Source organism: Mesorhizobium sp. IMUNJ 23033, assembly GCF_044778005.1.
GTDB lineage: Bacteria > Pseudomonadota > Alphaproteobacteria > Rhizobiales > Rhizobiaceae > Mesorhizobium > Mesorhizobium amorphae_A.
Map to the genome: position 1 here is coordinate 16,316 of NZ_JBJACT010000047.1, position 19,644 is coordinate 35,959.

19 protein-coding genes and 2 pseudogenes are annotated in these 19,644 nt (G+C 60.0%); 8 read left to right on the forward strand and 13 right to left on the reverse strand.

Annotated elements, in window-relative coordinates; all coding sequences use genetic code 11:
* Position 1 precedes the first annotated feature (1 nt).
* The 9 genes from ACFX5Q_RS32245 to ACFX5Q_RS32285 all read right to left on the reverse strand — a co-directional run bounded on the left by ACFX5Q_RS32245 (position 2) and on the right by ACFX5Q_RS32285 (position 7,175).
* Entirely contained in the window at positions 2 to 223 is a 222-nt protein-coding gene (locus ACFX5Q_RS32245; protein WP_145722857.1) for a rubredoxin, read from the reverse strand.
* Positions 220 to 1,065, reverse strand: coding sequence for a hydrogenase expression/formation C-terminal domain-containing protein (locus ACFX5Q_RS32250; RefSeq protein WP_404284301.1), 846 nt, complete (start codon positions 1,063 to 1,065; stop codon positions 220 to 222). The genes ACFX5Q_RS32245 and ACFX5Q_RS32250 overlap by 4 nt, the downstream gene beginning before the upstream one ends.
* A 26-nt stretch (positions 1,066 to 1,091) precedes the next feature.
* Positions 1,092 to 1,535: a hydrogenase-1 expression HyaE gene (locus ACFX5Q_RS32255; protein WP_404284303.1), complete on the reverse strand. Its 444-nt coding sequence runs from the start codon at positions 1,533 to 1,535 to the stop codon at positions 1,092 to 1,094.
* Between the two features lie 4 nt (positions 1,536 to 1,539).
* Entirely contained in the window at positions 1,540 to 1,872 is a 333-nt protein-coding gene (locus ACFX5Q_RS32260) for a HypC/HybG/HupF family hydrogenase formation chaperone (protein ID WP_404284305.1), read from the reverse strand.
* Positions 1,872 to 2,561 carry a HyaD/HybD family hydrogenase maturation endopeptidase gene (locus ACFX5Q_RS32265; protein WP_404284307.1) on the reverse strand — a complete coding sequence of 230 codons (690 nt, stop codon included), beginning with the start codon at positions 2,559 to 2,561 and terminating at the stop codon, positions 1,872 to 1,874. Before ACFX5Q_RS32265 ends, ACFX5Q_RS32260 begins: the two co-directional genes overlap by 1 nt.
* A gap of 456 nt (positions 2,562 to 3,017) precedes the next feature.
* Positions 3,018 to 3,722, reverse strand: coding sequence for a Ni/Fe-hydrogenase, b-type cytochrome subunit (cybH, locus tag ACFX5Q_RS32270; RefSeq protein WP_404284308.1), 705 nt, complete (start codon positions 3,720 to 3,722; stop codon positions 3,018 to 3,020).
* A 9-nt stretch (positions 3,723 to 3,731) separates the two neighbouring features.
* Positions 3,732 to 4,289 (reverse strand): HupE/UreJ family protein, encoded by a 558-nt coding sequence (locus tag ACFX5Q_RS32275; RefSeq protein WP_404284310.1) that lies wholly within the window; start codon positions 4,287 to 4,289, stop codon positions 3,732 to 3,734.
* Positions 4,290 to 4,302: 13 nt separating this feature from the next.
* Positions 4,303 to 6,099, reverse strand: coding sequence for a nickel-dependent hydrogenase large subunit (locus ACFX5Q_RS32280; RefSeq protein WP_404284312.1), 1,797 nt, complete (start codon positions 6,097 to 6,099; stop codon positions 4,303 to 4,305).
* Positions 6,099 to 7,175: a hydrogenase small subunit gene (locus ACFX5Q_RS32285; protein ID WP_404284314.1), complete on the reverse strand. Its 1,077-nt coding sequence runs from the start codon at positions 7,173 to 7,175 to the stop codon at positions 6,099 to 6,101. Before ACFX5Q_RS32285 ends, ACFX5Q_RS32280 begins: the two co-directional genes overlap by 1 nt.
* Positions 7,176 to 8,041: 866 nt before the next feature.
* Between ACFX5Q_RS32285 and groES the strand changes: the two genes are divergently transcribed.
* Positions 8,042 to 8,338, forward strand: a complete 297-nt coding sequence (gene groES, locus ACFX5Q_RS32290; protein ID WP_019863563.1) for a co-chaperone GroES — start codon at positions 8,042 to 8,044, stop codon at positions 8,336 to 8,338.
* A 65-nt stretch (positions 8,339 to 8,403) separates the two neighbouring features.
* Positions 8,404 to 10,059, forward strand: a complete 1,656-nt coding sequence (gene groL, locus ACFX5Q_RS32295) for a chaperonin GroEL (protein WP_404284316.1) — start codon at positions 8,404 to 8,406, stop codon at positions 10,057 to 10,059.
* Positions 10,060 to 10,350: 291 nt separating this feature from the next.
* Here groL and ACFX5Q_RS32300 read toward each other — a convergent pair whose 3' ends face one another.
* From ACFX5Q_RS32300 to ACFX5Q_RS32310, 3 genes are all read right to left on the reverse strand, one after another.
* Positions 10,351 to 10,539, reverse strand: a complete 189-nt coding sequence (locus tag ACFX5Q_RS32300; RefSeq protein WP_404284318.1) for a hypothetical protein — start codon at positions 10,537 to 10,539, stop codon at positions 10,351 to 10,353.
* Positions 10,540 to 10,740: 201 nt separating this feature from the next.
* A complete protein-coding gene (locus ACFX5Q_RS32305; protein WP_404284320.1) occupies positions 10,741 to 11,322 on the reverse strand; it encodes a type II toxin-antitoxin system VapC family toxin in 582 nt (193 codons plus the stop codon).
* Positions 11,312 to 11,608: a hypothetical protein gene (locus ACFX5Q_RS32310; RefSeq protein ID WP_192178730.1), complete on the reverse strand. Its 297-nt coding sequence runs from the start codon at positions 11,606 to 11,608 to the stop codon at positions 11,312 to 11,314. Before ACFX5Q_RS32310 ends, ACFX5Q_RS32305 begins: the two co-directional genes overlap by 11 nt.
* Before the next feature lie 725 nt (positions 11,609 to 12,333).
* Here ACFX5Q_RS32310 and ACFX5Q_RS32315 point away from each other — a divergent pair.
* From ACFX5Q_RS32315 to ACFX5Q_RS32325, 3 genes and pseudogenes are all read left to right on the forward strand, one after another.
* Complete coding sequence (locus ACFX5Q_RS32315) at positions 12,334 to 12,798, forward strand: MucR family transcriptional regulator (protein ID WP_192178729.1); 465 nt, start codon at positions 12,334 to 12,336, stop codon at positions 12,796 to 12,798.
* A gap of 152 nt (positions 12,799 to 12,950) precedes the next feature.
* Positions 12,951 to 13,619 (forward strand): hypothetical protein, encoded by a 669-nt coding sequence (locus tag ACFX5Q_RS32320; protein ID WP_192178728.1) that lies wholly within the window; start codon positions 12,951 to 12,953, stop codon positions 13,617 to 13,619.
* Between the two features lie 13 nt (positions 13,620 to 13,632).
* Positions 13,633 to 14,021: pseudogene (locus tag ACFX5Q_RS32325) on the forward strand (MFS transporter); the annotation flags it as partial.
* A 965-nt stretch (positions 14,022 to 14,986) separates the two neighbouring features.
* Here the strand turns inward: ACFX5Q_RS32325 and ACFX5Q_RS32330 are convergent.
* A pseudogene (locus ACFX5Q_RS32330) lies at positions 14,987 to 15,594 on the reverse strand (transposase).
* Positions 15,595 to 15,675: 81 nt separating this feature from the next.
* Here ACFX5Q_RS32330 and ACFX5Q_RS32335 point away from each other — a divergent pair.
* The 3 genes from ACFX5Q_RS32335 (at position 15,676) to ACFX5Q_RS32345 (ending at position 19,082) form a co-directional block, all read left to right on the forward strand.
* Complete coding sequence (locus tag ACFX5Q_RS32335; RefSeq protein ID WP_404284321.1) at positions 15,676 to 16,803, forward strand: phosphoribosyltransferase domain-containing protein; 1,128 nt, start codon at positions 15,676 to 15,678, stop codon at positions 16,801 to 16,803.
* A gap of 138 nt (positions 16,804 to 16,941) precedes the next feature.
* Complete coding sequence (locus ACFX5Q_RS32340; RefSeq protein WP_404284322.1) at positions 16,942 to 18,027, forward strand: cysteine protease StiP domain-containing protein; 1,086 nt, start codon at positions 16,942 to 16,944, stop codon at positions 18,025 to 18,027.
* Positions 18,028 to 18,260: 233 nt separating this feature from the next.
* Positions 18,261 to 19,082: a hypothetical protein gene (locus tag ACFX5Q_RS32345; protein WP_404284324.1), complete on the forward strand. Its 822-nt coding sequence runs from the start codon at positions 18,261 to 18,263 to the stop codon at positions 19,080 to 19,082.
* The last annotated feature ends 562 nt before the right edge of the window (positions 19,083 to 19,644 follow it).

The window sequence follows — 19,644 nt, forward strand, 5'->3', positions numbered from 1 at the left end:
GTCAATCGCTCACGACCATGAAGCCCTGCTTGGAGCCGTCGCAGGTAGGGCAGCTCCAGTGCGCCGGCAGTTCGGCGAAGGGCGTGCCGGGCGAGATCTGCCAGTAGTCGTCGCCCTCGGCCGGGTCGTAGACATGCCAGCAAATCCTGCATTCGAGCCGCGACATCGGGTCGATCTTGGCATTGTCGCCGCCATAGGAACCGGCAAAGAAGGAGTCGTTCACTGGTAGACCTCCAGGATTTCGAGGAGCCGCTGGCGGCTGTCGGCAATATCCTCGGGCGCGGCGCGGACCACCTCCGGCAAGGCCGTGACCTCGATCGTGTTGAGGATGAGATCGTCGGTCGAATTGAAGAAGCGCACCCACCAGACGCAGCGCGTCGCCGTCGAGGTCACGCGGCAATTGCCGTAGCCACGCGACAGCACGACCACCGGCCCCTGGCCAAGCAGGCCGTCGAAGAAGGTCAGGTCCTCTTCAGTGTGCGGCAGCAGCGACAGGTTTATGACGTGCGGCCCGACGCCGGGCCCGACGAGCGGGATGCGGTCATTGAGCTCCGAAATCAGCGGCGGCGCGTTGAAGACGCCCATCGGATAGGTCGTCGGCGCAGCGAGCCTATTGCGGCAGCCGGCGAAGGCCCTCTCCAGCACGGCCGAGGGAAAGGCGCCGACCTCGACGAAATCGCGCACGAGCCTGCCATCCGGTCCGGTCTGGCGCACGCGCCAGATACCGGTGAGCAACGACTCCTGAGCCTGCAGGTCCTCACCGCAGATGATCGAGACCTCGCCCTCGCCCAGCGCCTGGTCGATCAGCGCACGATTGGCGCGGTCGAGGCCGGAAAGATCATGCACCGCGTTTTCGCAATCCGGCGAGGACCGGCCGAGGCTTTCGGCCAGCGCGGAGAGCACCACCAAAGCAGCTTCGAGGCCGGCGACATTTTCCTTCTCCGGCAACACGGGTGTCGCAGAGGTCGCCATGCCCTTCGGCATTTCCATATACTGCAAGTCGCCGCCGTCCTCTTCGCCTGGCTGTGAACCCGGCCCGATGCCGCCGAATAGTGATGCTGCCATGGCGCGCCCTCCCCGGCCGCTTTCGCTCAGTGGAAATGATCATGGTCGCGACGGTCATTCGTCGCGCAGGGTTCGGGAAGCTCGAAAGGCGGCGGCGCGCTCGGCTCGCGCGTCAGCATGCCGGCGATCTCGGTGAGGTAGTCTTCCCAGTCGAGCACGCGCTTTATGGCGCCGAGATATTCGCCGTTCCTCAGGAAGACGAGCGCCGGAAAGGCATTGAAGCGATAGCGGCTTTGCAGCTTGCGCTCGGACTCGCGCGATACCACGGCCGGCTTGAACACGCCCTGGGTTGCCTGCACCAGTTCCGGCAGGATCACCGCCACATCGTTGCTCTCGGCGAGCCGCAGCCAGTCACCGGGAAAAAACAGCGCGGTGAAGTCGTGGGCCTCGGCGAACGCGTCGATGTTCGCCTCTTCAACCACCGGGATGCGGTGGCGCTCCCTCATCATGGTGAGAATGGGTGAAAACATGGGCTCAGGCGTCCTCCGTGCCTTGCGGTGAAAGGGCTTGCGCTGGCCGCAGATGCTCCGGCAGTTGCGGCTCGCGGCCGACCAGGTCGGCGAAGAGGTGGTCGAGGTCGGTGTCGCCGGCGAGCGCACGCTCCGTCGCTTCGATGGCGTCGGCGATCAGACGCGCCGTCTCGGCTGTGACAGTCTCGCGCGCGGTGTCGAGGAAGGCTAGTATCCACGTACCCGCCGACTGGTCGCCCACCAACGTCATATCGAGGCGCCGCGTGCCGCTGCGACCGGTGCACAGGGCAATGCCGCCGCTGCATTCAACCACCTGGAAGGGAACGCCGACACACATCAGCCCTGCCCTCCGGACGATTGCAAAAGCGCATCGACCTCGCGCTCGAAATTCGCCGGGCCAGCGAAGGCACTATTCGCGAGAAGCCGCGCGTCGCCGTGACGACAAGCCTCTTCCGGCCGGGGTCGACCGCTCTCGTAGATGCCGATGCGCATTTCGCGCGAGGCGAGCGTCTCTTCTTCGGCCAGCGGTTCGGTGCGCTTGGCGATCGTCGCGCCGTGCCGGGCGAGCCACTCGATGGCGATCTCGATTGCGGGCTCGATCTGAGCCTTCACAGCGGGCCGGAGACTGCCGCCGTAGTCGTCCAGCTCGACCGGTTGCACGCCGACGAGAAGGAGATGGGCGGGATAGTCACCCATCATCTCGGCCATGGCGAGAACTTCCTGAAAGCCAGTCTGGTGGAGCGAAATCTTCTTCACACCGAGGAAGGCCGGCACCTCGCCGCCTTCGACGAGCTTCAGCGTGCCGGGCGCCAGGCCGTAGTCGACCGCGTCGAACACGACGAGGATGTCGACCTCGCGGATATGTTGGACGAGGTAGATGCCCTGCGTGCCGCCATCCATGGCCCGGACGTTGTCCGCCGTTTCGCAGAGCCGGTGGAACTCCTCCACCACGCGGACGCCGAAGCCCTCATCGGCCCATAGCAGATTTCCGATGCCGAGCACGAGCACCCGCGGCGCACCGTTCATTGGGAAGCCTCCTCCGTACCTTTTTCTTTCCGGCAGCAAGAGGCGGGCCAATTGGGGGGGGGCCGGCAAATGGTAGCGAAATAAGGGGTGATCTCCGAATAGCAACGACGCGGAAAGCGCGATTGCGATTTTACCGCACAGACGGAAAGTATCCTTCCATTGACGGGTGCGGCATCGGCCGGACTGAACCGAAATTCCAGGCCGATGAAAAGTTTGCGTTCACTCGCCCACCCCACTCCGCCTCGTTCCGCATCTTTGCCCCTGAAAGGGACAGAGGAAGGGCGCCGGGCGTTGCGGTTGGCACTTCCTCTCCCCCGTCGAACGGACGCATGAAGGGGGAGAGCTGTCGAGGCGAAGCCGAGACGAAGTGTGCGTCGACTTGAAGGCAACCCCTCTTGAAGAAAAAAAGCCGGCGCGGGGCAAACGCCCGCGCCAGCAGGCGAGGTCACGAAAGTCCTAGTCGGAATCACGCGGGGTACCGTTGCCCCGAAAAGTCCGCCAGCCTGAGAACATCGAGGAAATGATCGTCTGTCTCGACATGATGTCCTCGCGCACCGCGACATAGATGTGGATGATGACGAAGCAGATGATCACCCACATGCCGAGATGGTGCCAGGTGTGGACGTCCTGGCTCTGACCGAACAGTGGGATCACCCGGCTCGAGAACAGCGTGTGCTTCCAGGAACCCATTCCGGTCCCTTCGCCGTAGAGTGCAAGACCGGTCACGATCATGAAGATGGTGAACCAGACGAACAGGATGTGCATGGCGATCGTGGCGAGCGGGTTGTGCCCCGAATACTTAATCGGCTCCCTGACCAGCAGGGCATACCAGAGCACCTCATGCCAGACTTCCCGCCAGAAGCGGCCGCGCCAGACAGGCGGCAGGAATATCTGCCGCGCATGCTCGTTGCCGGCGAAGGCCCAGTAGATGCGGAAGGCGAAGCCAGCAATCAGGACATAGCCGGCCGCGAAATGCAGGTATCGTATCCAGCCGAAGACGAAGCTGGCGCTGGCTTCGCCGCCGACCGATGGCGGCGGCGAACCGATGAGGTAGCCGGTTCCGGCCAGCGCAACGATCGCGACGGCGTTGACCCAGTGCCAGAGGCGCAGCGGCGCCTCGTAGACATAGACCGCCTCTTTGCTGTGAGATGTATGGTTCACGGTCGCCTCCTATCCGCCGAAGACGAGCGCGGCACCCGAGCCGGCGACCAGCATGCCGAGGCCGGTTCGCAGCCAGAGCGAAAGGCCGACGCCAAAGAGGTGGAATGCTGCGGTCGACAGCGTGAAACCGCCGACATCGGCAAATGTTGCTCCTGCGGCCTCGCTGGCGTGCGCATGGCCGTGGAACAGCGCGAACAGCCCGGCAAGGCCTATGCCGGCGATGCCCGGCAAACCTGCACGGAAAACGATCATCAGCCCGAGCGCCAGCACCGACAGCGCGACCATGCCTTCCATCGCTGGCAGTGCGACGCCGACAAAGGCGAGCGCGGCTCCGCCGCTCATGGCAGCGAGGAAAGCGGCCGGCGCGGTCCAGGCCCGCAACAGCATGGCGACCGCCGACCAGACCCCGACCGCCGCCATGGCGAGCAGGTGGTCGAGACCGAGCAGCGGATGCGCGAGGCCCGGGGCAACGCCGTCCGCATAGCCTGCGCCAACATGGGCACGGGCCTTGCCGGCAAGGGCGGCGAGCGATGCTGCTGCGCCGAGTTTCACGACAGTGCGTCTCATCGAAAATCCCTTCCTACCGCACTTTGACATTGGCCAGTTCCCGGCCGTCCGGCCCCATCACGTGGGTTGAGCAGGCAAGGCACGGATCGAAGCTGTGTATGGTCCGCAGGATTTCGACCGGCTCCTCGGCGCGCTCGACCTTGGTGTCCATCAACGAGGCCTCGAAGGCGCCGATATTGCCGGCATTGTCGCGGGGAGAGCCGTTCCAGGTAGTCGGCACGACGCACTGGTAGTTCTCAATGCGGCCGTTCTTGATCCGAATCCAGTGACCCAGCGCGCCACGCGGCGCCTCGGTGAAGCCGACGCCCTTGATCTCGGCCGGCCAGGTCTTCGGGTCCCACTTCTCGGTGTCGGCCGTGGAGGAGTCGCCGGCCTTGATGTTGGCGATCAGCTTGTCCAAGAAGTAGGCCTGCTTGCGGGCCGCCCACTGCGCTTCTAGAGCGCGCGCAGCGGTGCGGCCGAGCGTGGAAAAGAGCGCGTTGAGCGGCGCGCCGAGCACGCGCAGCGTGGAATCGACTTGTTCCTTGATTTCCTCGTGGCCCTGGGCATAGCCGACGACATAGCGGGCGAGCGGGCCGACCTCCATGGCGTGGCCGCGCCATCGCGGTGCCTTGATCCAGGAATATTTTGCCGACTCGTCCAGCTCGATGATGTTGGTGCGTGTGCCCTTGGCATTGGGCCCCAGTTCGTAATGCGGCTCGGTGATGCCGTCCCAGGGGTGCAGGCCCTTGGCCTCGTCCGGATACTTATACCAGGAGTGCGGCACGAATTCCTGGATCTGCTCGGGATCGCGTACGTCGACCGGCAGCACCTCCTTGAGATTGCCGTTGATGATGGCACCCTGCGGCATCATCAGGTTAGCGGCAGAATAGTCGTTGGCCTTGTCGGGGATATCGCCATAGGCGAGCACGCTCTTGCCCGACAGCCCGCCACCGTAGAGCCAGGCCTTGTAGAGATTGCCGATCGCGATGATGTCGGGGATGTAGACATTGTCGACGAAGGCGATGGTGCGCTCGATGACGCTGCGGACGTGGTTCAGCCGCTCCATGTTGATCGGCGCGCCGGCCGCCATCTCACCGTCGATGTTGATCGCACAGGGCACGCCCCCCACCAGCCAGTTAGGATGGATGTCCTTGCCGCCGAAGATCGTGCGCGTGGTCATGATCTCCTTCTGGAAGTCAAGCGCTTCTAGATAGTGCGTCACCGCCATCAGGTCGGCTTCCGGCGGCAGCAGATAGGCCGGGTTGGTCCAGTAACCGTTCTTGAATGGCCCGAGTTGGCCGCTCTCCACGAACTTCTTCAGCCGGTTCTGAATGTCACGGAAATAGCCCGGCGAGGACATCGGGTGGCTCGGCGAAACCGCCTGCTGCAGCTCCGACGTCGCCTTCGGGTCGGCTCTCAATGCGTTGACCGGGTTGACCCAGTCGAGCGCGTGCAGGTGGTAGAAGTGAACCAGATGGTCGTGCACCTGCAGCGAGAGCTGCATGATGTTGCGGATCGAATTGGCGTTCTCCGGGATTATGATGCCCAGCGCGTCCTCGACCGCACGCACCGAGGTGAGCGCGTGCGTGCCGGTGCATACCCCGCAAATGCGCTGGGTGAAGGCCCAGGCGTCGCGCGGGTCGCGGCCCTTGAGGATGACCTCGAGCCCGCGCCACATGGTGCCGGTCGAGACCGCGTTGCGGATGATGTTGTTCTCGTCGATGTTCACCTCGCAGCGCATGTGGCCTTCGATCCGCGTGACCGGATCGACGACGACGCGCTGGCCGGAGGTGTCGAGATTGAAGCCGTTCGGCGTCTGGATGCCCATCAGTTGTTGCCTCCCTTTTGCCGCATCCGCTTGACCACGCTCGCCGCCGCATGCGCGGCCGCGGCGGCGCCGACCACGGTCGCGGCCATCGTGCCGATCCTGTCGGCATCGGCCTCGATGCCGAAGCCGTGGACGCGGGTCAGGCGGCTGTAGAAATCGCCCTTGTCCCAGAAGCCGTCCTCGGAGCAGCCGATGCAGGGATGGCCGGCCTGGATGGGGAAGGAGAGGCCGCCGTTCCAACCCACGGTCGAGCAAGCATTGTAGGTGGTCGGTCCCTTGCAGCCGACCTTGTAGAGGCAATAGCCCTTGCGCGCGCCCTCGTCATCGAAGGACTCGACGAACTGGCCGGCGTCGAAATGCGGGCGACGATAGCATTTGTCGTGGATGCGCTGGCTGTAGAACATCTTCGGCCGGCCTTGCCGGTCGAGTTCGGGGAATTTCTCGAAGGTCAGGATATAAGTGATGACGGCCGTCATCACTTCTGCGATCGGCGGGCAACCGGGCACCTTGATGATCGGCTTGTCCGGCAGGCCGGGAACCTTATGGACGGGCGTGGCCCGCGTCGGGTTCGGCCGCGCGGCCTGCACGCAGCCCCAGGAGGCGCAGGAGCCCCAGGAGATGATCGCCTTGGCGTTGGAGGCGGCATGCTTGAGCTGGTCGACGAAGGGCTTGCCGCCGATGATGCAGAACATGCCGTCCTCGTTGAGCGGCGGATTGCCTTCGACCGCGAGGATGTAGTTGCCCTTGTACTGTTCGACGACCTCGTCGACGATCGCCTCGGCCTGGTGGCCGGCGGCCGCCATGAGCGTGTCGTCATAATCGAGTGAAAGCATCGACAGCACGACGTCCTTGGCGAGCGGGTGCGCCGAGCGGATGAAGCTTTCGGAGCAGCAGGTGCATTCCAGCCCGTGCAGCCACAGCACCGGAATGCGCGGCTTGGACTCCATCGCGTAAGCTATTTTCGGCGCGAGGGCCGGTCCAAGGCCGAGGGAAGCCGCCGTCAGGCTGCAGAATTTCAGGAAACTTCGGCGGGTGATCCCCTGCCGGCGCATGACCGCGTAGAATGTTTCTTGCATCAGGCCTTCCTCCACAGGCGGCGGCATCTGTTGGCCGCGGATGTGCGAAGGCGAAGCAAGTCCGGTGCCAGACTTGAAAAGTCGAACAATTCAATACTCAGATGCTTTTCGAAGCGTTGTCTTGTTCCGGTCGCCGGCGATGGAGTGGCAACCGGGCTGGCAGATTACAGAGAAAGCTTCCGCAATGAACAGATCGCGCTCGCCCTGCGCGGCTACAGCAAACTGGGTATCGCGGGATTTGGTCCACGGGTTGGATGACGCCGAAGACGTTGCGCTCTTCGGCAGTCAGGTGGCTCCGTTTGTCCGGCGCTTGACCGCGCACGATGAGGCGGCGAGATCTGGCCTGGACGAACGCGGTCTGTGAGGAATCCTGCTCTCTATTCTGGACTTGCACCATCTACTCGTTGCCGCTCTCCCGACGTACGCTTCCGTTGACTCGCTGTTGTCGGGTTTGTCGCGTCCGCGACGGACCGGCGCCTGGCTTCGGTCCAGGAACGGAAGGGACAAACCATAATTTGTGAAATCGGAGAAATGAGAAAAGAGATTGCGTGATGAGAGGCGGCCGCGGTTCGGTGTCGGTCAAGACTGGCTACGCTAGGCAGGCGCCTCTGGCGGAGATGTTTTGAGCCGATGAGGACTTGCGACTGGCAGCAAAGTGCAGAAAGAGCTTTCTCCTCACGTAAAAGGGGGCCGGTGCTTCAGCGCCGATTCCAAAGTCTTTTGCTCTTCGCCCGTCCCCTCTTCCGTCTTGACTAGTACCAACCGAGGGCCTATCTCACCGCCACGTTAGCACTCGCTTCTGGTGAGTGCTAACCACTCTCCGGCACAGGAGAACCGTTCAACATCCGCACCAGGGATATCCAAAAATGGCAAAGTCGAATTTCCGGCCGCTTCATGACCGCGTGGTCGTTCGCCGGGTTGAATCCGAATCCAAGACCGCCGGCGGGATCATCATCCCGGATACGGCGAAGGAAAAGCCGCAGGAAGGCGAGATCATCGCCGTCGGTTCCGGCGCCCGCGACGAAGCCGGCAAGCTCGTACCGCTGGACGTCAAGGCCGGCGACCGCATCCTGTTCGGCAAGTGGTCGGGCACCGAAGTCAAGCTCAATGGCGAAGACCTTCTGATCATGAAGGAATCCGACATCATGGGCATCATCGGCTGACACGCCGCCGCCTTTCATCCGCACCATCCAATCTGAATTTCGGGCGAAATGCCCAGGAGTAAAAAATGGCTGCCAAAGACGTAAAATTCTCCCGTGATGCCCGTGAGCGCATGCTGCGCGGCGTCAACATCCTCGCCGACGCGGTGAAGGTCACGCTCGGCCCCAAGGGCCGCAACGTCGTCATCGACAAGTCGTTCGGCGCCCCGCGCATCACCAAGGACGGCGTCACCGTCGCCAAGGAAATCGAGCTTGAGGACAAGTTCGAGAACATGGGCGCGCAGATGGTCCGCGAGGTCGCTTCGAAGACCAACGACATCGCCGGCGATGGCACCACGACCGCGACGGTTCTGGCGCAGTCGATCGTCCAGGAAGGCCACAAGGCGGTTGCCGCCGGCATGAACCCGATGGACCTGAAGCGCGGCATCGACCTCGCCGTCACCGACGTCGTCGCGACGCTGATCAAGAATGCCAAGAAGATCAAGACCTCGGAAGAGGTTGCCCAGGTCGGCACCATCGCCGGCAATGGCGACGAGTCGGTCGGCAAGATGATCGCGGAAGCGATGCAGAAGGTCGGCAACGAGGGCGTCATCACGGTCGAGGAAGCCAAGACCGCCGAGACCGAACTCGAAGTCGTCGAAGGCATGCAGTTCGACCGCGGCTACCTGTCGCCCTACTTCGTCACCAACGCCGACAAGATGGTTGCCGATCTCGAGGACGCCTACATCCTGCTCCACGAGAAGAAGCTCTCCAACCTGCAGGCCATGCTGCCGGTCCTCGAGGCCGTCGTGCAGACCTCCAAGCCGCTGCTCATCATCTCGGAAGACGTCGAAGGCGAGGCCCTGGCCACGCTGGTCGTCAACAAGCTGCGTGGCGGCCTGAAGATCGCCGCCGTCAAGGCGCCGGGCTTCGGTGATCGCCGCAAGGCCATGCTGGAAGACATCGCCATCCTCACCGGTGGCCAGGTCATCTCGGAAGACCTCGGCATCAAGCTCGAGAACGTCGGCCTCAACATGCTCGGCCGCGCCAAGAAGGTGTCGATCTCCAAGGAGAACACCACGATCGTCGACGGCGCCGGCAAGAAGGCCGAGATCCAGGGCCGCGTCGCCCAGATCAAGCAGCAGATCGAGGAGACCACCTCGGACTACGACAAGGAGAAGCTGCAGGAGCGTCTGGCCAAGCTGGCGGGCGGCGTTGCGGTGATCCGCGTCGGCGGTGCGACCGAGGTCGAGGTCAAGGAAAAGAAGGACCGCGTCGATGACGCCCTCAACGCGACCCGTGCGGCCGTGGAAGAAGGCATTGTTCCCGGCGGCGGCGTCGCACTCCTGCGCGCTTCGCTGGCCATCACCGTCACCGGCGCCAATTCCGACCAGACCGCGGGCATCAGCATCGTGCGTCGCGCGCTGCAGGCTCCGGCTCGCCAGATCGCGGCCAACGCCGGTGCGGAAGCATCGATCGTTGCCGGCAAGATCCTCGAGAACAAGGGCGCGACCTTCGGCTACAACGCCCAGACCGGCGAATATGGCGACATGATCGCCATGGGCATCGTCGACCCGGTCAAGGTCGTGCGCACGGCGCTCCAGGACGCGGCCTCGGTCGCCGGCCTGCTGGTCACCACCGAAGCCATGATCGCCGAGGCTCCGAAGAAGGAGTCGGCTGGCGGCGGCATGCCTGGCGGCATGGGCGGCGGCGGCATGGGCGGCATGGGTGGTATGGATTTCTAAGGTCCACGCATCTCAACAACTCGAAGGGCGGCAGCGATGCCGCCCTTTTTGCTGGTCTAAACTTGGTCGGAAAAAATGCGGTCGGCGCGAATATTTCCGGAACCCAATAGCCCCTCGTTGCGCTGCGACACGGCAAATTCCGCCAAGCCGGCGCTTTTTCATGGGGCGATGCCCTTCTCCTCTTGCTGCTTAGTGCGTTCCGCACTGGCCTTTTATGCGACTTTCGAAGCACAGAGCGTGAACATCGAGCCCGGTTCATTGTTAGAGTCACGGCCCAGCGAGCAGCCCTCGCTATTCTAAATGCCGCCGGGTCGTGGTGAATACGATAAACGACTGCGCCAGGGTGCCTTCAGCTTTCCCCGGAAAGCTCAAGAATTCAAAGCGGCCAGATCGTTGCACTAAGGCGTCCTTCAAGAGATCGATCGTCGTCGCTTTGCCAACTCCGTCCGGACCCTCGATAAAGAATAATTTTCCAGACATTTACGCTCCCATATACTCGCAATAGATATGCAGAATGGCTTCTTGTTAAACCGTCAGACTCAGCAAAACGCCAGCGTCGCAGTCGAGGCTTTCATACTCAGCGGCCATTGATGCGGCAAAAGGTTTACCCGCAGTATAGGAGCTGGTCCGAATTTTGGCGGAAGATCACACGGTACTCTGAGACCGCCGAACTCATGCGAATCACGAGGCTTCTAGTTTTCGATACAGGACAATTCGTCCCGTCGGTACAAGTTGGGAAAGAAAGTCGAAGTCCCGAATGTTTCCCGTGAGCACACTCGCACCCAGCTGCCGCGCCTGCAGGCAAACCAGAGCGTCGTTGACGAACTTGCGTTCGTGACCTTCGCCTTTTGGCAAATTGCTCATTCGGAAAAGCAGGCCGGCGAGGATGCCGGATTGCCCCCAGATGGCAGTGTCGGGAGCGTGAAGTCGGTGCTCGGGTATATCCGCGACCGTCGCCCGGATCGTTTCCAGTGCGATCTTCGTTGACGTGTGCTTTGGATCCAATCGGCCGAATGCGTATGTCAGCTCGGAAAGGCACACAGCCGAATGATGACATAGCCTATACGTCAGAAGCCTATCCACCTCTGCCGGTGATCGGCCTTGGAGGACATCCAGATACACGGTCGTATCCAAAAACAATGGACGGCCAATAATAGGCTCGTCGTCGACCCATGGCAGATCGTCATCGGCCCGACGCACGAGTGTCCCCAGACGTTTCAGCGGTTTGAATGATCTAAGGGTATCGGCGAGATCAAATCCCAAGATCGATATCCGAGGGAATGCTGCCTTTGCGCTTGACGAGGCCAGCCCCGAAGTCATCCTCCAGCGCCAGCCGCGACAGAGCAAGTTCCAACAACTCGGTGTCCGACGTGACGTGGGCGCGCTTCTTGGCCGCGTCGATCAGCTCTGACGGTACGCGCCCCGACAGACGCGTATTCTTAGCGGAGCCAAGGAGACCAACGGCCCTCGCTTGTTCGAGGACGAGCTTGTTGCGGGTCAGTGCGACCGTTGCTTCGCTGTCTGTTGTAGTATGGATTTGAGCGCCCATGCCAGCCTCCTGCGTTGAACATAACATAGTTTACGTTCAACATAGACGCAAGGGGTAGTCGAGGTCGGTCGCGGGGATGATCCCGGCGCCACGATACTGGATAGCGATGTCGGCGCGGCCGGTGGAAGATTTCGCTTCGACGGGCTACCCGAGCCGAGGGGAAAATCGTCCTTAAGAAGACATTCCGATTATGGTCGCAAGCGCCCGCTCGAAGAGATAAGCGCTCCTTTTGGCGATGCAACTCCAGGTTAGGGATGAATTGCAAAAAGCTCAAGACCGTACGGCTGGACATCGATTTCCGGGGGACTGCTCGGCCATCAATTTCGCATTAAGAAGATCGACGAAGTTCGGCCCAAGCTTATGGCCGAAACGCGCTTAGCAGCTGGCTGCACCCTATATCGAAAAATGCAGGTGTCGAGCTGCTTGGGTACCGAATTGCCAAAATCGACATCGCGATAGTTGCGCTTTCGATGGCGCGAAAATATCTTCGGCTCTTCGTGGAAAATTCACAAGCAGGGGATTGGGAAGCACAGCTGAACTCGACTTGGTCGGGGGATAGCCAAAAGCGAGCGGATGAACGTGCACGAGGGCATGATACGTCGCATAGATCTCAGTGCTCGACGAGCATCGCGACAGCCCTGCTAACGCTGTATTTGCGTTCAGCGGCAAGCCCCACTATGAAGCAATGCTTCGCCGACTATGTTTCAAGCCGCTCGGAGAGTTTCATGACAGACGAAGCCGACAAAAACATCGACACACTCATCGAGCTCACCGCCGATGTTGTCTCAGCCTATGTCTCCAACAATCCGGTTCCGGTGGGGGATCTCCCTGCTCTGATCGGCCAAGTGCATGCGGCTCTGAAAGGCACGGCCGGAAGCGTCTCGGCAGAAGAGCGGGTGGTCCTTCAGCCTGCAGTCCCGATCAAGAAGTCGGTGACACCGGATTACATCATCTCCCTTGAGGACGGGAAGAAATTCAAATCGCTAAAGCGCCATCTGTCCACCCACTACGGGCTGACGCCGAATGAATATCGCGCCAAATGGGGCCTGCCGGCGGATTATCCCATGGTCGCGCCGAATTACGCCGCGGCGCGCTCGGCCTTGGCCAAGACGATGGGGCTCGGCCGCAAGCCGAAGGAGCCGGAAACGCCAGTGCCGGCGAAGCGGACCCGCAAGAAGGTCGCGGTCTAATTTCGGCAACCGAAATTCGTTCTCCAGTGCGCAGCCTGCGGTCGCGCACAGGGTGCGTTTCGTGGTTGTGTCTGCGCCGCCATGTTTTCAATCGCGTACAGGGTGCATTCCTGCAAACGCCCCTCGTAACGCAACGCAAAGGATGTCGCACCATGGGTACTCGAAATTTCATCGCAGTAGCCTCCCTCGCCATGATGGTGATCGTCTCGTCACCCTCCGAGGCCCGCACCCTCTTCACCAACGACACCGCCTCCCGCACCCAGGCCCTCGCCCTGCTGGAAACGCTCAACGCCGACCTGCTCAGCCACCCCAGCGCCACGCTTACGCTGGAACGGTGGTGTGGTGAGCACGGGCTGGCGCCGGAGGCGAAGATTGTCGCCCATCGCGTGAAGGGCGACGACAAACTGCTGCCGGATAATGCCCGCCAGGCATTGGGGATCAGCGCTGGCGAACCCGTGCACTACCGCCGCGTGCAGCTCGCCTGTGGCGAGCTCGTGCTCTCCGAGGCCGATAACTGGTACGTCCCGTCGCGACTCACACCCCAGATGAACCAGGTGCTCGACACCACCGATCAGCCCTTCGGGAAGGTGGTCCAGCCGCTGCACTTCCGCCGCCAAACCATTAGCGCCGAGCTGCTGTGGTCGCCGCTGCCCAAGGGGTGGGAGATGGACGCGCCGCTGCCGGCGGCGGGGAAAGGAGCGCTGGCCATTCCCCACGAGGTGCTGCGGCACCGGGCCATCCTCTATACCGGAGCGAACCAGCCCTTCAGCCTGGTGGTGGAGACCTACACCGCCGAGGTCTTGGCCTTCGGCCGCCGCTGACAGGCCGCGAAATTTTCGCGCTCCCGGACCGGCACTTGAACGGAAGCCCCGGAGCGACCCTATCGCTGTAAAGGTTGATTACTCCATATCAGAGTAACCTCGAGACCTTTTTGGGCTATATGCGGCAAGGCGCCACGTTCAGAGCCGTGCCGGTGCACGAATTGGACGCTCCAGCGAAATCTTCAAACGCCTTCACTTTGCACAGAGACATTCCTCACGCCAACCTGGATGGACTTTCTTCGCCTCAAGCATCGGCTCACGGCCGCGGATAAGGAAGTCGGCCCTCATCTCCTGGCACTGCATGATGGAGAGCTTCCTCCACACACAGTGCTTTCGATCGAACAAACGACCGAGGTAGCTCGTACCCATGCCACAACAATCTTTTCTCGTCCTCCGAGGTGACGTCATGATGAGGCGTTAGCCGATGAACCGGCCCCCTGGCGCATGACAAGTATCTGTCCGACCACTATCTAGTGATAACCTCAATCGTCGTGCGGCGCGACGACGATTTAAGCACGGCAGATGCGGTTGCAGGTGCAGTGGCTGGGGTGTGATCCCTCCTATGTGATAGTCCTTGCGGACAGAGGGCCGACAGGCTCTGTGCCGCATCCAGTCAGTCGGACCGATCTATCTGGCTGCCTTTCTCCGTTATCGACAAATTTTGTAGTGGAATGTGAGTGTAGAACAGCGCGGTCGACGAAAGGCTTCAAACGAACGGAGCGCAAAACCAGAATGGCGTGTAACATGCTATTCGCTGGGCGAAAAAAACTGTTCGGATTGTGAGAACGGTCATGGTTAAACAGGGCCGTGAACATACCCGCGGCATGCTCGTCGAAGCGGCTTGGCGGCAGCACGCGCGCGCGCCGGGGCCACTCCGTGATTTCGCTTGTCGTACTGATGGCGACCGACCGGTGCCGACCACATGGTGTCTCGATCCATGCAAACAATACTGTTGCTATTGAGCCAAACTGTCGACTATCGAACAGACGCACCATAGGCCAAACGTTTTGCATTTCGTGCGCAGCCCTCAAGCAAAAAGGAAGGAAGAGCGCGACGCGAAGGTGCGCCGGCCCAACTTGAGTAGCAGCGCGCAGTTACATCCTCAGGATGGCACGTCACTTGCACATCACTTTGGGAAGCCGTTGTGACGGTTTTTGCCCCGAACCAAAGGAGATGACGATGGCAACTGGCCCGGAAGTACTGAATTGCCCGGAGCAACTGAAGATTTTGGCTGAAGAGCTGCAGGCGTAGCGTGCCGAGCCAGGAACTATGTCGCGAGCTGAGGTGGAGCGATTCGTCGGCGATCTGGCGAAAGACGATAATCGACACTTTCGCGTTTGGACGTGAAGGGACCGCCGACGGCCATATCAGGCGAGGGCTGGGATCACAGCTTTCCATTCCGCCATAGCGTGGAGGCGATGGATATGGATCTGAAATGCGGAGCGTTTTGAGCGGGCTGGGACGAAGAGATTGCGGAAGGCTGAGAAGATCGAGACGAAGCGCTGCAGGCTTCCTGGCGAACGGAAGCCGTGCATCGTCCGCTCCCGCTTTCGCAGCGGCACGTGGGAATTCTCGGCCCTGTTGTTGAGGCCCTTGTGCGCGCGGTGCTCGACATCCGGCATGACCTGCCGTTTCGCCGCTCCATAGGAACGCAGCTTGTCGGTGATCATGCGCTTTGGTGCGAGGCCCTGTTTCTTCAGCAGCCTGGTGAGCAGGCGCGGCCTGGAGAACATATCCGTCCTGATCGAGCTGCCAAACATCATTGGGGCTCGGCCGCTTCCTGCGCAGTTGGTCGAACGTAAACTCGGGGCCGAACTTCTTCCCCACCGACGGATCGCTCTATGGGAGACGACGATCCAGCGCTCCGGAAGCTTTCCTCGACCAGGCGCAGGCTCAAAGGGAACCGGTAATCAAGCCACACAGCATGGGTGATGATCGCGGCGCGAAAGCGGTGGCGTTTGTAGCTTATGTGCATGAACCGGCGTCGACCTCAGCGCCTCCTCACAAGAAGTTACCGTGACAACGCCCCAAATCATTAACGAATCGGGTGGCCATTTTGGACATTGCACTTAAAAAATACCGTTCTGCCGAGCTCGCCCGAGGAACCATATCGGTTGAAATCGATCGCAGCCTAATGCCCCCCGACGCAATATTTGGATTTGCCGAGCGCATTAACCCCAAACGGTCTTTCATGTTCGTTTCCAAGGTGCTTGGACGTCATATTCCCGTGCGGCCTTCGCTGATGCGAACGACGTACAAATTTCTGGCCGACCAAATTTCACCCGATCTCGAAGGGCCAATCCTGTTCATAGGAATGGCCGAAGCCGCTGTCGGGCTGGGGGCGGGCGTGCACCAGCAATACTCAGAACAAAATGACCGGGATGACACCGTCTATATTTGCACTACCAGACATGCACTTGGTTTGCCCCTAATCTGTGAGTTCCAGGAGGAGCACAGTCACGCCACGGGACATCTCCTACACTGGCCGCTCGTGTCAGGTCTGGTCTCGAAGGTCAAGAATGCCCGAACACTTGTATTGATTGACGATGAAGCGTCGACCGGAAAAACATTTGGCAATCTGTTCGCAGCTCTGCCTGCCAGCATCAGGTCGAACGTTCGCAATGCGGTACTCGTCACCCTCACGGATTGGTCAGATGGCGCTATCGAGCAGACGATAGCAACCAATGTGAAGCGCGCGTCACTCCTATCCGGGCGGTATCGCTGGCATGCAAACGGTCTGAACATCAACGCGCCGGAAGTGCCAACAGTTGATACGAAAAGGCGCAAGGTCATTTCGCCCGACAAGGATATCGACTGGGCGCGATTGGGCGTCTCCCGCCACCGTCTGCAACTGGAGGGTCAGGCAGCAGCGTCGGGCGCTACGCTGGTTCTTGGTACAGGAGAACATATTTGGCAGCCGTTCCTGCTTGCGGAAAAATTGGAGATGGAAGGAGCTGACGTCCACTACTCATCCGTTACACGATCGCCGATTTCAGTAGGTCACGCGATTGTAAAGAAATTCGCGTTTGAGGACAATTACGGAGGGCATTCGTTAAATTACCTGTACAATGTCAATCCGTCAGATTACGCAAAGGTCCTTCTTTGCTCCGAGACATGTAAAGAGCAGATAAGTCATGCACTTGTGACGTCATTGAGAGATCCAACAGTAATAGTTGCTAGGTGAGCGCTTTTATCGATCGTTTAACATTAATCCACAGCATTAACCTTGGTATTTCATTGATACTCCATCCTGGGTTTGAAGCCAGCAGTCATCTAAGCCTCCAGGGTTCCGATACGCGGCGGAGGAAAGAGAGGACCTTTGTTGACGACGCAAAGTAAATTCATTTCGGGCACGTATCGCAGTTCGGACGTTACGTTTCTTTTGAAACCGATAAAATTAGAGGCAATCGACGTCGCATCGAAGGAAGCGGCGATACAGTCCGGTCTACGCCACTATTCGGAAACAATTTCATTCGAAGGCGCGCCCGAAGCCGGCTACATGGAGATATTTGATGAAGCGATGTCAGCTGGCGCTGCGAGAATGGGACGCGAGGTGGCAGCCCTCGCGCGGTCTATCTCAAATCAAATTAAAGGCCCGATCACGTTGGCGAGCCTCGTTCGGGCCGGAGTGCCCTTGGGTGTTCTCCTCAAGCGTGCGTTGTCGCGCCTAAAAAATGACGTCGAACACTTTGGCATTTCGATCATCCGGGACCGCGGAATTGACTGCAATGCAATGCGCCACATCATTGAGCGGCGGCCCATTGAAGGCCTGCTGTTCGTTGATGGCTGGACCGGCAAAGGCGCCATCTCCAACGAGCTGGAACGGAGCTTCCATTCATTTTCTGCGCAGCCGCCAAAGCTGGTGGTTCTGGCTGACCCCTGTGGCCGCGCGTGGCTTGCGGCGTCGAGCGAAGACTGGCTTATTCCGTCGGGAATACTCGGAAGCACCGTGTCCGGGCTGATCAGCCGTTCGATACTGAACGAGCAGGTCACCGGTCCGGAAGATTTTCACGGTACAGTCATATGGGATCACTTGACGTCCCACGATATCTCAGCTGCTTTCGTGGACAATGTGTGGACACATGCCGTCACCGCGTTAGACCAAAATAACGAAATCGCGCAGTGGACGGATAACGACCGCTCAAGCCATCAGAGACGATCGCGGGAGGCAATCAATCGAATTGCTGCAGAGTTTGCCGTTGAGAATTTTAATCGGATCAAGCCAGGAATTGCGGAAGCCACGAGGGCAATTCTGCGCCGTATGCCTCAAATTGTATTCCTGTCTTCCGTTGAAGATGCTGAGCTGGAAGCGCTGCTATATTTGATTCGAAAGAAGAATGTTCCCTTCCAAGTCGCCTCGGAAAAAATCCAGCCTTATCGCGCCATTACCTTGATCCAGAGAGTTTAAAAGAATCGCAAAAAAATAGATCGCCATTTTAACTTGGCGCGACACTTTACATTCCGATTATAAAGCAAGACGCGCCTGCTTTATGGTAAAACTTCTGGAAATAATGTCGTTGGTCCTGTGTCTAGAAGACGAAGCAGTCGGCATAGATGTGAACGCAAAACCAAAGTCATCTGCCCGGAATCTTTCCGTGTTGACGAAAACGAATTCCAAATATGTATGGCGGATCGAGTGCAATGCCTGATCAACCCGTCAAATCCGTAGATCACGCCATCCAGCCAATCGTCTTTGCCGATCTGGATGACACATTGTTCCAGACGCACGCAAAGTGTCCGAAAGGCAGCAAGGACAAACTGACTCTAGCTGCGATCTCCTCGAACGGACATCATTCCATGATGACCCCGCGGCAGGTTGCGATGATCAATTGGCTGCTGAGTACGTCACAAGTCATTCCCGTCACGGCACGTGGCACGACAGCCTACGGGAACGTCAAGATCGCGTTCAACAGCTACGCAATTGTTGCCAACGGCGCTGTCATCCTTAAACCGGGCGGTGCGCATCTGAAGGAATGGCACGATGTCATTTCTAAGGAACTGATCCCTCACAGGGAGACACTGAACAAGGTACTTGAAATAGGTCGGCAAGGAGCCGAAGCTGGCAAAATGTCTGTTCGTTCGTGGATCGTTGAAGAAATGGATATGGCCACATACGCCGTCTTCAAAGAAAACGACGGTGATGGCAAGAGGCTGGCGGAACTGAAATTTGAGTTCGACGATGCGGGTTGGATACGGCATCACAACGGAAACAACTTCGCGCTCATTCCCCCGCCGGTTTCAAAGCGCCGGGCAGTAGAGTTCCTCTTGAAGAAGATTCGCTCAGAGTCTGGAGATAGGCCAGCGATCGGATTCGGTGACAGCGCAAGCGATCTCGCCTATCTCAATCTGTGCGACTGGTGGGGCGCGCCATCGCGCTCGCAGATTTCGGCGATGCTGAACCAAGGCTTGACCTTCAGCGCATCGAGAAATGGGAGCGCTCCCCGGAACCGGAAACTTCGCTAAAAAAGCCCCAACTGTGTTTCGGCGTGGAATAAGGGGGGACGCAATCTCGATGAAGTTCGCGTTCATGCACCACACCGATCAATCGGGCTTGGAGGAGGTTACGAGCTTGAGTTTCGTAATTTGGCCCTCTTCTGGCCGTTTGAACAGGGTTCGGTGATCGCGGCGCGGACGGCTGCGCGGTCGCGAGTTGATACCGCTGACGAAGGATGCGATGACCCGGCATCGGTCCAACCTGAGGGCGACCGGTGTGCGCGGCGTTTCGTTGCCGCTAAGTGACGTTAGGGCGGGCGTACTGGTTTCTGTCGCAAACTATTCGGTAATCCGCTGAACAAGCCATTATGACAGCGGTCAAGCCCATGCTGCAAACAGCCGCTTCTCCGTCTGCGACCACGCCCGACCACGCTGCACCGATGTGATGACCTCAACGCGTGACGATGTGACCACCTCAACGCGCGACCCTGCACCGCCTGCGCCGCGCCGCTGTTACCGAGGATCTTGAGGATAACGATATCCTCAAGATCCTGGGCCAAACAGACGCGGCGCAGGCGCTGTCTCTTCTCCC